The sequence below is a fragment of the Gilliamella sp. W8136 genome (assembly GCF_016101285.1).
GTDB lineage: Bacteria > Pseudomonadota > Gammaproteobacteria > Enterobacterales > Orbaceae > Gilliamella > Gilliamella apicola_N.
The window spans coordinates 182,612-195,847 of the sequence record NZ_JACFQU010000004.1; the positions used below are offsets into that span (position 1 = coordinate 182,612).

The 13,236-nt window shown below is 36.0% G+C and carries 15 protein-coding genes and 1 riboswitch; of the genes, 13 read left to right on the top strand and 2 right to left on the bottom strand.

The window, feature by feature from the left end; translation table 11 throughout:
• Nucleotides 1-4: 4 nt before the first annotated feature.
• The 12 genes from H3T96_RS03805 to thiD all read left to right on the top strand — a co-directional run bounded on the left by H3T96_RS03805 (nucleotide 5) and on the right by thiD (nucleotide 10,620).
• Nucleotides 5-628 (top strand): LysE family transporter, encoded by a 624-nt coding sequence (locus H3T96_RS03805; RefSeq protein ID WP_144091510.1) that lies wholly within the window; start codon nucleotides 5-7, stop codon nucleotides 626-628.
• A 195-nt stretch (nucleotides 629-823) separates the two neighbouring features.
• On the top strand, nucleotides 824-1,786 hold the full coding sequence (gene gutQ / locus H3T96_RS03810) for an arabinose-5-phosphate isomerase GutQ (protein ID WP_086326159.1): 963 nt from the start codon (nucleotides 824-826) through the stop codon (nucleotides 1,784-1,786).
• A 186-nt stretch (nucleotides 1,787-1,972) separates the two neighbouring features.
• Entirely contained in the window at nucleotides 1,973-2,494 is a 522-nt protein-coding gene (gene aroK, locus H3T96_RS03815; protein ID WP_039127531.1) for a shikimate kinase AroK, read from the top strand.
• 67 nt (nucleotides 2,495-2,561) lie between these two features.
• Nucleotides 2,562-3,329, top strand: coding sequence for an SPOR domain-containing protein (locus tag H3T96_RS03820; protein ID WP_039127534.1), 768 nt, complete (start codon nucleotides 2,562-2,564; stop codon nucleotides 3,327-3,329).
• A gap of 52 nt (nucleotides 3,330-3,381) precedes the next feature.
• Nucleotides 3,382-4,203: a Dam family site-specific DNA-(adenine-N6)-methyltransferase gene (locus tag H3T96_RS03825; RefSeq protein WP_039127536.1), complete on the top strand. Its 822-nt coding sequence runs from the start codon at nucleotides 3,382-3,384 to the stop codon at nucleotides 4,201-4,203.
• Nucleotides 4,204-4,242: 39 nt separating this feature from the next.
• Nucleotides 4,243-4,920 carry a ribulose-phosphate 3-epimerase gene (gene rpe, locus H3T96_RS03830; protein ID WP_144091509.1) on the top strand — a complete coding sequence of 226 codons (678 nt, stop codon included), beginning with the start codon at nucleotides 4,243-4,245 and terminating at the stop codon, nucleotides 4,918-4,920.
• Entirely contained in the window at nucleotides 4,913-5,608 is a 696-nt protein-coding gene (locus tag H3T96_RS03835) for a phosphoglycolate phosphatase (RefSeq protein ID WP_144091508.1), read from the top strand. The genes rpe and H3T96_RS03835 overlap by 8 nt, the downstream gene beginning before the upstream one ends.
• Nucleotides 5,609-5,646: 38 nt before the next feature.
• The gene (trpS, locus tag H3T96_RS03840; protein ID WP_039127545.1) at nucleotides 5,647-6,642 is read left to right on the top strand and encodes a tryptophan--tRNA ligase; all 996 of its coding nucleotides are present in this window, start codon (nucleotides 5,647-5,649) and stop codon (nucleotides 6,640-6,642) included.
• A 168-nt stretch (nucleotides 6,643-6,810) separates the two neighbouring features.
• Nucleotides 6,811-8,172 (top strand): Trk system potassium transporter TrkA, encoded by a 1,362-nt coding sequence (trkA, locus tag H3T96_RS03845; protein WP_065738633.1) that lies wholly within the window; start codon nucleotides 6,811-6,813, stop codon nucleotides 8,170-8,172.
• A 36-nt stretch (nucleotides 8,173-8,208) separates the two neighbouring features.
• Nucleotides 8,209-8,311, top strand: a riboswitch (TPP riboswitch).
• 58 nt (nucleotides 8,312-8,369) lie between these two features.
• Nucleotides 8,370-9,158: a hydroxyethylthiazole kinase gene (gene thiM / locus H3T96_RS03850; RefSeq protein ID WP_144091507.1), complete on the top strand. Its 789-nt coding sequence runs from the start codon at nucleotides 8,370-8,372 to the stop codon at nucleotides 9,156-9,158.
• 9 nt (nucleotides 9,159-9,167) lie between these two features.
• Nucleotides 9,168-9,821: a thiamine phosphate synthase gene (gene thiE, locus H3T96_RS03855; RefSeq protein ID WP_039127553.1), complete on the top strand. Its 654-nt coding sequence runs from the start codon at nucleotides 9,168-9,170 to the stop codon at nucleotides 9,819-9,821.
• 4 nt (nucleotides 9,822-9,825) lie between these two features.
• Nucleotides 9,826-10,620, top strand: coding sequence for a bifunctional hydroxymethylpyrimidine kinase/phosphomethylpyrimidine kinase (thiD, locus tag H3T96_RS03860; protein WP_144091506.1), 795 nt, complete (start codon nucleotides 9,826-9,828; stop codon nucleotides 10,618-10,620).
• 328 nt (nucleotides 10,621-10,948) lie between these two features.
• Here thiD and H3T96_RS03865 read toward each other — a convergent pair whose 3' ends face one another.
• Complete coding sequence (locus tag H3T96_RS03865) at nucleotides 10,949-11,401, bottom strand: STY0301 family protein (RefSeq protein ID WP_144091505.1); 453 nt, start codon at nucleotides 11,399-11,401, stop codon at nucleotides 10,949-10,951.
• A 160-nt stretch (nucleotides 11,402-11,561) separates the two neighbouring features.
• Complete coding sequence (locus tag H3T96_RS03870) at nucleotides 11,562-12,047, bottom strand: STY0301 family protein (protein ID WP_144091504.1); 486 nt, start codon at nucleotides 12,045-12,047, stop codon at nucleotides 11,562-11,564.
• A 276-nt stretch (nucleotides 12,048-12,323) separates the two neighbouring features.
• Here H3T96_RS03870 and H3T96_RS03875 point away from each other — a divergent pair, with 276 nt between their 5' ends.
• On the top strand, nucleotides 12,324-13,112 hold the full coding sequence (locus H3T96_RS03875; RefSeq protein ID WP_144091503.1) for an MFS transporter: 789 nt from the start codon (nucleotides 12,324-12,326) through the stop codon (nucleotides 13,110-13,112).
• Nucleotides 13,113-13,236 lie beyond the last annotated feature (124 nt).

Consider the following 13,236-nt stretch of genomic DNA (forward strand, 5'->3'; position numbering starts at 1 on the left):
CAAAATGACGGCTGATACATTAATTTTAGTCACTACTATCAGTTTTTTAGGGATGATTTCACCTGGACCAGATTTCTTTTTGATTTTAAAAAACAGTTTAAGTTATAGCCGAAAAACTGCGTTGATGTCTTGTCTGGGCGTAATTATGGCGATATTAATTCATATGAGTTATTGTGTTGCAGGTATTGCCATACTCATTGCAACAACACCAATACTTTATAATGGGTTACGTTATGCGGGTTCAGCTTACTTGTTATGGATCGGAATAAAAGCGTTATTAGCAAAAAACACCGGTACAACTTATCTTACACAGCAATCAAACAATAAATGTATTTCTGCTAAAACAGCCTTTATGCAAGGCCTGTTTTGCAACCTACTTAATCCTAAAGCAACATTATTTTTCTTAGCAATTTTCACTCAGGTATTGCATGCCGATTCATCAATAATGGATAAACTACTCGTAGCACTTATTATTTGGATAGAAGCTGTTTTTTGGTGGCCTTTTGTTGTCTATATATTTCAAACACAAGCGGTACAAAGAAGATACTTTAAAATACAAATTATTATCGATAAATTATTAGGTATTATTTTAATAACATTGGGGATAAAAGTTGCTTTAGGATTTTAGGGTAAATTCATCAATAATTTTTTACTGAAACGTTATCTTCTCCTGAAACTTTTTTACATAAAAACTTTCTTTTTTTGAATCTTGTATAGTTAATTGATACACTGTTAGCCATATGATTGACTGTAATCAGCTACTCTTTTTTATCGATTATAGTATTATGATTTAATTATAGTTAATTACATTAGGTTAGTAAACATGAACAAATTGTTACAATATGGTCGAGAACTTCTTGAATTAGAACTTCACGAAGCCCAAAAATTACCCGATAGACTAGGTAAAGATTTTGTTGAAGCTTGTCAGCTTATTTTATCGAATAAAGGGAAAGTCGTGGTATCAGGTATTGGAAAATCGGGGCATATTGGAAAAAAAATTGCAGCATCATTAGCCAGTACTGGTAGCCCCGCTTTTTTCATGCACCCATCTGAAGCCTTACATGGGGATTTAGGTATGGTCACTGAAAATGATGTAGCGATTCTTATCTCATATTCTGGACGAGCAAAGGAATTTAATTTTATTTTACCGATACTTTCATCAATGAACGTACCTGTGATAGCAATTACGGGTAGATTGGATTCGCCGTTAGCTAAATCAGCACAAGCTGTGCTTGATATATCTATCGAAGAAGAAGCGTGCCCAATGGGACTTGCACCGACTTCAAGCTCAACCAATACGCTACTCATGGGTGATGCGCTTGCTATTGCTGTGATGCGTGCACGTGGATTTAAAGAAGAGGATTTTGCTCGCTCTCATCCTGCGGGTAGTTTGGGGGCTAAATTACTCAACCATGTTAAAGATGTCATGCGACAAGGTGATTTAATTCCAAAAGTACCACACACTGCAACCGTATTAGACGCCATGTTAGAATTAAGCCGTACTGGAGTGGGTTTAGTTGCAATCTGTCAGGATAATAATAAAATAATTGGTGTTTTTACCGACGGGGACTTACGCCGGTTATTGCTCAAAAATGGTACATTGCAAGATAGCATTAGCGCTGTTATGACTAGCCCTGGCTTTCAAATACCTGAGAATTGGAAAGCGGTCGAAGCACTAAAATCATTTAATGATCATAATATTACTGCAGCACCTGTGGTTAATAGTGCTGGTGAATTAGTAGGCGCATTAAATATTCATGATTTACACCAAGCAGGAATAAGCTAAAAACTATTATAAATACTTATTGCAAAAAGGTACTATCTATTGAGATAATTACCGACCTAAATTTTTGTCGTTAGACGGAGATCCAAGAAAAGTTACACCGTTAACAATGTAAATGATTAAATAAATCATAGAACATTAACGTTGTGTTGTATATTTTAACCAAAATTAATAGATGATGAAACTACAATGGCAGAAAAGCGAAATATCTTTCTAATTGGCCCAATGGGGGCAGGAAAAAGCACAATTGGCCGACAGATTGCACAACAGCTAGGCATGGAATTTTTTGATTCAGACCAAGAGATTGAAAAACGTACAGGCGCTGATATTGCATGGATTTTTGATTTAGAGGGTGAAGACGGATTCCGAGCCAGAGAAGAAAAAGTCATTAATGAATTGACTGAAAAACAAGGTGTAGTACTTGCTACTGGTGGTGGTTCAGTGCTATCGAAAGAGACGCGCAATCGATTATCGGCTCGTGGCATTGTTGTTTATCTTGAAACAACCATTGAAAAACAAATGGCTAGAACTCAAAAAGATAAACGTCGCCCACTTTTACAAGGTAGCAATACTCCAAGAGAGCTTTATGAAGAACTTGCTGGAGAGCGCGAACCTCTTTATGAAGAAATTGCGGATATTACAATCAAAACTGATGAACAAAGTGCTAAAGGTGTTGCAAGTTATATTATTGAGAAAATAGAGCAAATTTAAGTCGCTTATTTTAGAAATAATGGTGCTTTGTGAGGCTATAAATCTTTTGATAGGTTAAGGAGTCAATATGCGTGTAGATAAAGACGATCGTTATATATCAGAACAACCTAACAAGGATTCAACGCTCCCATTAAAATTACCAGATTTTCTTCAAAATTATCCAAAGAAAAAACTTATTATTTGCGGTTTAATAATCCTAATTATTTTTTTATTACTTAGCTTGATTATTTTCCGACCTTCACGAACAAGCGAACCAACGCCATTAACGCCTCCTGTGGTTAACGGTGTTGCTTCAACAGATGAAACGGATACGACTAATACTGTTTATAATGGACAGAGTAATGTTACAGATAATGGAAAGACACCTGATAATGCTTTAGCAAATTCAGAAAGATCAACTCCATCTAGATCTGACGTGCCAAAACCATCTGAAACAAACATGAGTGGTATAAGTTCAACTGATAATCCTAATGTGGCGTCAAATGCCAATCGTAATGGCGAAAAAAAACCAACTAAAAAGATAGCTAATCTAAACGATGACAACAATAGTTTAGCTAAAAACTTTAGGATAAGAGATGATCATTATGTGATTCAAATTACTGCATCTAGGTCGGCTGAGGGCTTAAAAAAATTTGTTACACAAAATAAAATAACGGATTACCAGATTTATGAAACTCAATACAGCAATGGTAAATGGTTTATTTTAGTTAAAGGTAATTATTCATCACTTGATGAGGCTCATAAAGCGATCAAATCACTACCCGCTGCTCTCCAAAAAGATAAACCATGGGTTAAATCGGGAGCAGAAGTAAATAAAGAAAAAATAGTAAATTAATAAAGGATATCGTCCATTTATCCTACTAGCAACGAAAAAATAGGAGCAACCGTTGAAGAAGCAACGAGCCTTTTTAAAATGGGCCGGAGGAAAGTATGCGCTTGTAGACACAATTAAGCAATATCTACCAGAAGGGGAGCAATTAATTGAACCTTTTGTTGGCGCAGGTTCTGTTTTTTTAAATACCGATTACAAAAGTTATATTTTAGCTGATATCAATCATGATTTAATTGCACTATTCAAACTACTAAAAACAAACCCTGATCAATTTATTAATGATCTTAGACCATTATTTAATGAGCAAAATAATCAATCTGAGGCATTTTACCAACTCCGAGATGTTTTTAATGGTAGCAACGATCAGTATTTAAGATCGTTACTCTTTGTCTATTTTAATCGACATGGTTATAACGGTTTATGTCGTTATAATACTAACGGAAAATTTAATGTACCTTTTGGTCGATATAAAACAGTCTATTTTCCTGAAAAAGAACTTTACTTTTTTGCTGAAAAAGCACAAAAAGCTGAGTTTATTTGTGCGCCCTATCACGAAGTGATGCAAAAGGCTGGACAGAATTCGGTGATATATTGTGATCCACCTTATATTCCACCTAATAAATCAGGGGGATTTACCTCTTATTATTCCAATATTTTTGGCTTTGAAGAGCATGAAAATTTGTCAAAATTAGCGGAAACAGTGGCATACAAAAAAAATATACCCGTACTGGTGTCTAACCATTATACTGATTACACCATGACGCTATATAATAAAGCGAGTCATCTTTATCGAGCAGAAATGCGTCGTTCAATCAGTTGTGCTGGTGGAAGTAGAAAAAAGATTGATGAAATTTTAGCTTTATATAAAAAGTCATGAGTAGGCTCATATGTAAAGTTGATTATTTAGAGGTAGGTTATGAAAGAATTTATTATAGCACCATCCATACTATCCGCTGATTTTGCTCGTCTTGGTGAAGATACTCAAAAAGTACTTGATGCTGGCGCCGATGTTATCCATTTTGATGTAATGGATAATCATTTTGTACCCAATCTAACTATGGGTTCAATGTTTTGCAAAGCGTTACGTGACTATGGGATCACTGCACCCATTGATGTGCATTTAATGGTTTCACCGGTTGAAGAATTAATTACCTCTTTTGCTAAAGCGGGTGCTACTAATATTTCTATTCATCCAGAAGCGACCATCCATTTGGATCGCTCGATACAATTAATCAAAGATCATGGTTGCAGTGCTGGTATTGTGCTTAATCCAGCTACCCCTTTAGATTACTTAGATTATATTATTGATAAAATTGATATTATTTTATTAATGAGCGTTAACCCTGGTTTTGGTGGACAGTCTTTTATTCCATCTACCTTAAAAAAATTACAACAAACCAGAAAACGCATTATTGATTCAGGACGAGATATTCGTTTAGAAGTCGATGGTGGCGTAAAAGTTGACAACATTGCCGAAATTGCCAAAGCTGGGGCCGATATGTTTGTTGCGGGCTCGGCTATTTTTGGTGAACCCGATTACAAAGCAGTAATTGACGCTATGCGCCAACAGTTAGCAGGAGTAACACATGCATAAATTACAAGATATTCAAGCAATCGCCTTTGATTTAGATGGTACACTCGTTGATAGTGTGCCAGGACTTGCACTTGCTGCACAAAACATGCTTGCAGATTTAAAACTACCCACAATAACAAACGAACAAGTAAAAAACTTTGTTGGCAATGGCATTGATGTAATGTTAGAGCGCATTTTTAAAGCGATCAATGTTGTTCCATCAACTGAACAACTTTCCCAAGCTAAAACCCTGTTTAATCAACATTATGACAAAGTGATGGATGCTGAAACTAAGCTGTTTCCGCATGTGAAAGAAACCTTAAAAACGCTGCATGAGAATCAATATCCACTGGCACTGGTAACCAATAAGCCCGCTCAATTTTTGCCTGCCCTATTATCGTCGCTTGGCATAAAAGAGTACTTTTCCCTAATGCTTGGTGGTGGTGATGTTATTAAATTAAAACCCCATCCTGCTCCGTTATACCAAGTCATGGCAACCTTTGGTTTATTTAGCGATCAATTATTGTTTGTAGGCGATTCTAAAAACGATATTACTGCCGCACAAAATGCCAAATGCCCGACGGTTGCACTAACTTATGGGTATAACTATGGCATCTCGATTGCAACGAGCAATCCCGATTTTTTATTGGATGATTTTAAAGATATATTAACCTTATTACCTCAGCCTAAAGCTGAAGCTAAGAAATAATAAGTAAAGATAAAAAATAACTAGATTAGGAATAAATTATGAGTAAACCGATTGTATTTAGTGGCGCTCAGCCATCAGGCGAACTAACACTTGGCAACTATTTAGGGGCTTTAAAAAACTGGGTAGCGTTGCAAAACGAATATGATTGCGTTTATTGTATCGTCAATCAGCACGCAATTACTGTACGTCAAGACCCACAAAAATTGCGTAAAGCGACCCTTGATACATTAGCCTTATATTTAGCATGTGGCATCGATCCGAAGCAAAGCACTATTTTTGTACAATCTCATGTACCCGCTCATGCTGAACTGGGTTGGGCATTAAACTGTTACACCTATTTTGGTGAACTCAGTCGAATGACACAGTTTAAGGACAAATCAGCTCGCCATGCTGAAAACATCAATGCAGGTCTATTTGATTATCCTGTTCTAATGGCTGCCGATATTTTATTATATCAAGCCAATTTAGTACCTGTTGGTGACGATCAAAAGCAACACCTTGAATTATCGCGTGATATTGCTATGCGTTTTAATGCGCTTTATGGCGATATCTTTACTGTACCAGAGCCTTTTATTGCTAAAGTTGGTGCACGGGTCATGTCATTACAAGATCCAACCAAAAAAATGTCTAAATCAGATGAAAACCGCAATAATGTGATTGGATTACTCGAAAATCCTAAAGACATTGAGAAGAAAATCAAACGAGCAATGACCGATTCTGACGAACCACCAGTCGTACGATATGATTTAAAAAATAAAGCTGGTGTATCTAACTTACTTGATATCTTAACAGGTATTACAGGTAAACCTATTGCTGAACTTGAAAAAGAGTTTGAAGGCAAAATGTACGGACACCTTAAAACTGAAGTGGCAACGCAAGTGATTGATATGTTAACAGCGTTACAAACTAAATATCACCAATATCGTGATGATGAAAGTTACTTACATTCAATCATGCAAGAAGGTGCAGAAAAAGCACGTTCAAAAGCCGAACCAACCTTGAAAAAGGTTTATGACGCAATTGGTTTTGTATAAACAATTTTAATAAACTGTTTTTAACAAAAATAAACCATTAACTGCTAAACCACAAACTGATAGTTATAACTTAAAATCGCTAACTATCACAAAAAAATAGTATAGATTGGCTTTAATCAACGAAGTTAGTGAATAACGATTAAAGCCATCTAAATATATGGGTTAGTTATGAAGATTATTATTCTTGGGGCTGGACAAACAGGCAGTGCTTTAGCTGAATACCTTGTTACCGAAAAACAAAACGATGTAACGGTGGTCGATGAAGATCATGATAAATTGCAATCTTTACAAGAGCGTTTTGATTTACAGGTCATTTGTGGCAAATCATCATATCCACAAGTATTAGAAAGTGCAGGTGCTGAATCGGCTGATATGCTGGTTGCCGTCACTAATTCGGACGAAGTGAATATGATGGCCTGTCAAATAGGTCACGTTATGTTCAATATTCCGCAAAAAGTCGCACGTATTCGTGCACCAGAATATAATGACGAAAAATATCCATTTTTCAATAAAGATTGCATTAATATCGACCATATTATTGCTCCAGAAAATCTAATTACTAATCACGTAAGTCAGTTAGTACAATATCCAGGCTCGTTACAGTTTGCCTCTTTTTACGATAACCGTGTATGTTTGGTTGCGGTGACGGCCTACTATGGTGGAGCCTTAGTCGGAAGCGAATTGTCTGAACTGAAAGAACATTTACCCCATGTTGAAGCCAGAGTGGTTGCAATATATCGAAAAAATCGCTTTATTCGCCCATTAGGCTCTACACTCATTGAAGCGGGTGATATGGTTTATTTCATCACCCCACCTAGCAATATCAAAGCAGTAACAAGTGAATTACAGCGGCTAGAAAAACCTTATAAACGCATCATAATTAGTGGTGGTGGTGGCATCGCGATTGCTTTAGCTAAACGTTTAGAGAATGACTATCAAGTTAAATTAATTGAACGTAACGCTGAACGTGCCGAATTAATTGCCGAACAACTGGTTAATACCACGGTTTTACATGGTGAATCGTCAGATCAAGAGCTGCTATCACAAGAACAAGTTGAACTCACAGATCTGTTTATTGCTGTAACAAGTGACGATGAATCTAACATTATGTCATCCATGTTAGCTAAAAGAATGGGCGCTAAAAAAGTGATTGTTTTAATCCAAAAGCAAGCCTACCTTGAACTAATTAATGATAGCGTTATAGATATTGCCATTTCACCACAACATGCCACTATTTCAGAGCTATTAAGCCATGTAAGACAATCGGCGGTTGTTAAAGTGGTCTCTTTAAGACAGGGCGAATCTGAAATTGTCGAGGTGATTGCACATGGAGATAAAGAGAGTTCCAAACTGGTGGGTAAAAATATCAACGGTTTAAAATTACCTTCTGGTGCTACCATTGGTGCGGTAGTGCGTGGTGAAGATGTGATTATCGTTAATACAGACTTAACCATCGAAAGTAACGATCATCTCATCATCTTCTTACCTGACCGACGTGACATAACCGATATAGAAAAATTATTACAATAACTTGTGTTAAATTATTAGTCAGTCCATAATAAAAGCTCTTTTGACTCGGGGTGTTTTTTGTTACCCACAAAAAACTGAGATTTTACCCGTTGAACCTGATCTGGATTATACCAGCGTAGGGAAGTCTAAGCCTTAAAAGTCCTCAATTGGCACACTCTTCCCTAAGCTAACTTTATAACTTGTTGTAAGGAAAGAATATGTCTGCCACTCAAGCCCTGCAAATAACCCAAGCAAGATCTTTTATCGATCATGTAAAACAACAACATCCATTAGTACACTGTATTACTAATGATGTGGTTCAAAATTTTACAGCGAATGTATTATTAGCAATTGGTGCATCACCAGCCATGGTCATTGCTAAGCAAGAAGTTGCCTCATTTGTGCAAATTGCCAATTGTTTACTAATCAATGTTGGCACCCTTGATAGCAATAGTGCAGAAAGCATGTTATTAGCGGCTGCCAGTGCTCAAAAAAATCACATACCATGGGTACTCGATCCGGTCGCAGTCGGACCAGCACTTGCTTATCGTACCGATATAGTCCATCAATTAATTGGTTATAAACCTACCGTTATTCGTGGTAATGCTTCAGAAATATTAGCTTTAAATGGTGATAACTCATCTGCCAAAGGTCCTGACGGTCAAGATTCTACTGAATCGGCCTTAAATGCAGCTAAACAGCTTGCCCAAAAACATCAAACCATCGTTAGCATTACCGGAGATATTGATTATATTACTGACGGTAAACAGACTTACAGCATCACAGGCGGGGATATAGCATTAACTAAAATTACTGGTACTGGTTGCTCATTATCAGCCATGGTTGCAGCTTTTATTGCTGGCTCATCTAATACCTTACTTGCTACAGCGTCAGCCTGTTTTATGATGAAAAAAGCTGGAGAGCTTGCCAACAAACAACAAGGGTTAGGCACGTACGCTGTATCGCTGATCGATCAGCTTTCACTATTTAACCCATCACAAGTATAAGGAAATCAGATGAATAAACTTCTCGACTTAAGTCTCTATTTAGTCCTAGATCCAATTTTATGTGGTGGTATTACTGGCATGGTAGAGACCACAAAAATCGCTGTTGCTAATGGGGTAACCGCCGTTCAATTAAGATCAGAACATGAATTTTCTGGTAAAAATTGGTATTACGCAGCATTAGCATTAAAAGAAGTGTTAAGCGATACCCGTGTTCCTTTATTTATTAACGATCATGTTGATATAGCCCTAGCAATTGATGCCGATGGTGTCCATATTGGGCAAAGCGATTTACCAGTCGATGTCACACGTAAATTAATTGGCAATGACAAATGGTTAGGATTTTCGGTCGCTAATCGCCAACAACTTAATGAAGTCCCATGGCAACTTGTCGATTATATTGGGATTGGTCCAATTTATCCTACCACCACTAAACAAGATGCCGCACCAGCAATGGGCATGCCACAATTAACTCAATTAGTTAAGCTAAAACAGCGCCCTGCTGTGGCAATAGGTGGCATTAATGCCAATAATGCTACCCCAATATTGCAAAGTGGTATTGAAGGCATTGCTGTCGTTTCGGCAATTTGCGGTCAAAAAGATATACAACAAGCCACACTATCGCTAATTGAAAAAATCCAACAAGCTCAAAAAAATAAGGGGTAATATTATGACAACCGTTGTTTTAACCATTGCCGGTTCTGATCCAAGTGGCGGTGCAGGTATCCAAGCAGATTTAAAAGCCTTTTCAGCTCTCGGAGCCTATGGAATGTCAGTAATCACCGCCCTTACCGCACAAAGTACCCAAGGCGTTGATAGCGTATTGGCAATTGATCCTACATTTGTGGCTAAACAATTTAATACCCTATATCACGATATAAAAATTGATAGCGTGAAAATGGGAATGCTAATGAATAAAGAGATCGTAACGACTGTTTATCATCTGCTGAACAATAACCCTATTGCTAACATTGTGCTTGATACGGTGATGATCGCTAAAGGGGGACATACGCTGTTAAAATCTGACTCTGTTAGCGCAATTCGTGAACAATTGATACCTTTAGCAACAGTAATAACACCCAATCTTCCCGAAGCGGCAACGTTACTCGATTGTGAAGAAGCAAAGAACGAAGATCAAATGCTACAGCAAGGTTATGAGTTATTGAAATTAGGTTGTAAAGCAGTTTTAATGAAAGGCGGGCATTTACCCAGTCCAGAGAGCCCGGATTATTTAATAACCCCAATGCAAACGATTAGAATGGTCTCACCGCGAATTCAAACTAAAAATACTCATGGCACCGGTTGCACATTATCAGCAGCAATTGCGGCACTGTTGCCTAAACATGGTTTAGAAGATGCCATACAGCAAGCGAAAGACTATTTGCAAGGTGCAATTACTCATGCAGATGAGTTAAACATTGGTCAAGGAATTGGTCCAACGCACCATTTTTATCAGTGGTGGTAGATTAAATTTTTTAATAAATACTGAAACTGGTGTGTCGAAAAAAGAGTTAATATGATTTTTAAACATAACGACACACCAACAGGACATAAATATCTAAAATTATCTCAATCCCAATTTCAATTAATCAATGGAATTACTTTTTTATTACTCAAAGATCAATAACCATCAAAAACATAGGAATTAAAATCACAATTACATCTAACATGAATCACAAATACGCTATCTTTAAAAAAAGTCCTTAAAGATACGGGTCATGATTCAAAAGGTTTTGCTCTCTCCTTTCATTCAAATATGATTTTTGTATTGAAAGATTTGTACATCAAATAGACTAATGCAGATTCTTTGCTTCACTCACACTACAGTGGAGCGATCCTTGTTTTGTATCTTTATCTTCTGAATAGAGCGCCCAGCAACTCTTCATTGAAAGATCAATCTTTTTGGTGATTGCAACTCCGCTCGCATATTGACAAACAACATAATAAGGAGCGGTATCTTTGACATGATTCACTTCCCATACTAATTTTTGTTGTTGACCATCAATTGTGCCTCTTGCAGGTACCAATGAAGCTTTGTTAGCGGGTTTATCATAAAAAAGTCCCAAATTAAAAAAAGATGAAGTGTAAGTTCTATCTTCCGAAATTTCCCATCCATCTGGCATTTCTTCAACTTTGACTTTGATTGTCATCTCTTTTGGACAATCAATCTGATATGCATTTACAGTAAAAACACTTGCCAAACAAGCGATGGTTATCATAGCGCTGTATAATCTTTTTCCTTTCATATTCTAGTTTCCTTTAAAAACTGTCTTTGCTATTAATAAATAGGAAAAACAATTAATATTAAAATAATTACGACAATTACATAAAAACATTGGATCGCTATAATTGCCCTTTTAATAAATTCGATTATTAATTATTCTAGTTTGATAATAAAGTTTAGACCTAATTATTTGTTTCGTTTGTTTCATTATTGGTACAGTTAAGTGAAACAATACTATTTTCTACTTTGCCATATTTATCCTCAGAATAAAAACTCTTGCAAATATTTACCGAACGATCAATTTTTTTTATCAATTGGATAAAACTTCCGTCATAACTACAATTGACATAAAATGGCACATCTTCAATAGGCGGACTTACCAGCCATGTAAGCTCAAACTGTTTACCCCAATTTTTACGACCGATTAAAGTTTCTTGAGGCTTTTGTTCTATCATTTTAACGGGTTTATTGTAAAAAACAGATAGGCTAGCAGGTTCATATAAAGCACTATCTTCACTCTCAATAACTTCCCAGCCATCAGGAAGGTTTTCGACAGATGTTTTAACTTTGAGTGCTTTAGGACATTCAATTTGATAAGCATTCACAGCAAAAACGGCAGCCAACCAAGCCATTGAAACGACAGTAATGCGTAAGATTTTTTTATTCATCTTATAAATCCTTTTAAAATCAATTATTGCTTAAATGATTATGCCAACACCGTAACAAAGATCAAGATGAATTAATCTTTTAAATAAAATAAGAAATTTTTCATAAAACAAATTTGTTAAAAAGTTTCAGGTAACGCATACGTTTCAGTAAAAACAGTGATATTTGTAAAAATTATTCAGGAGTCTATACCGTTTCGTTATCAATTTGGAGGGCAATTTTTTTACTATTACAAGATATTTTTTTAGCTATATTTATCAAATTATTCAAAATTATAAATGATATTTTCCGCTCTATCTTTCACTGAACATTTCTTCGGAAATCTACCTGCATTGGGGTTAATTGTCGTTGCAGTTGATCAAATAGGGCATTGGAATAATAAAACGCTTATATTTTGTATTTTTATTGCTATGATTTTATTTATCATATTTATTAAAATTCAAAATCATTCTAAATATCCCTTATTGCCGTTAGATATATTTCGTTCCAAGATATACAGTTTGGCCGTAATTTCTTCAATTTTGATTTTTATATCTCAAGGAATAGCATTGGTCAGTTTACCATTTGTATTACAGCATACTTATGGTTATTCAGTACTTGAATCCGCATTTATATTTACTCCATGGCCTGTAGCTGTAGCTTTTTGTGCACCACTAGCGGGCATACTTTCTAATCATTTTAATCCAACTAAAATATCTTCAATCGGTGCAGTCCTTTTTTGTTTAGGATTAAGCTCATTAGCTTTTTTACCTGAAACTGTATCTACGATTAATATTTTATGGCGAGTCGCTATTTGTGGATTAGGCTATGGTTTATTTATCCCTCCCAATAATAGAGAAATGTTTACTAATGTTAAAAAAAATCGAACTGTTATTGCTTCTGGAATGTTGTCGACAGCCAGAACAACAGGTCAGTCAATGGGTGCAGCCATTGTGGTCGTGATAATTATCGCATTAGATGGTATTGGAGGAGTAGATTTTGTACGATTTGTTTTTTATGTTTTTAGTTTCGCAAGCCTTATAGCTGCATTCTCGTCTATAGTGAGTATATCCCGTATCTACCATTAACTAAGTTAAGCACTGATGAATCCCCTAATGATTTTTATCAAAATCATTAAGTTAAGGTAGATACACATCTTGTCATATGATCAAATGGTTTCGCCAAAAATCAATAATCAGACAACAAAATGTG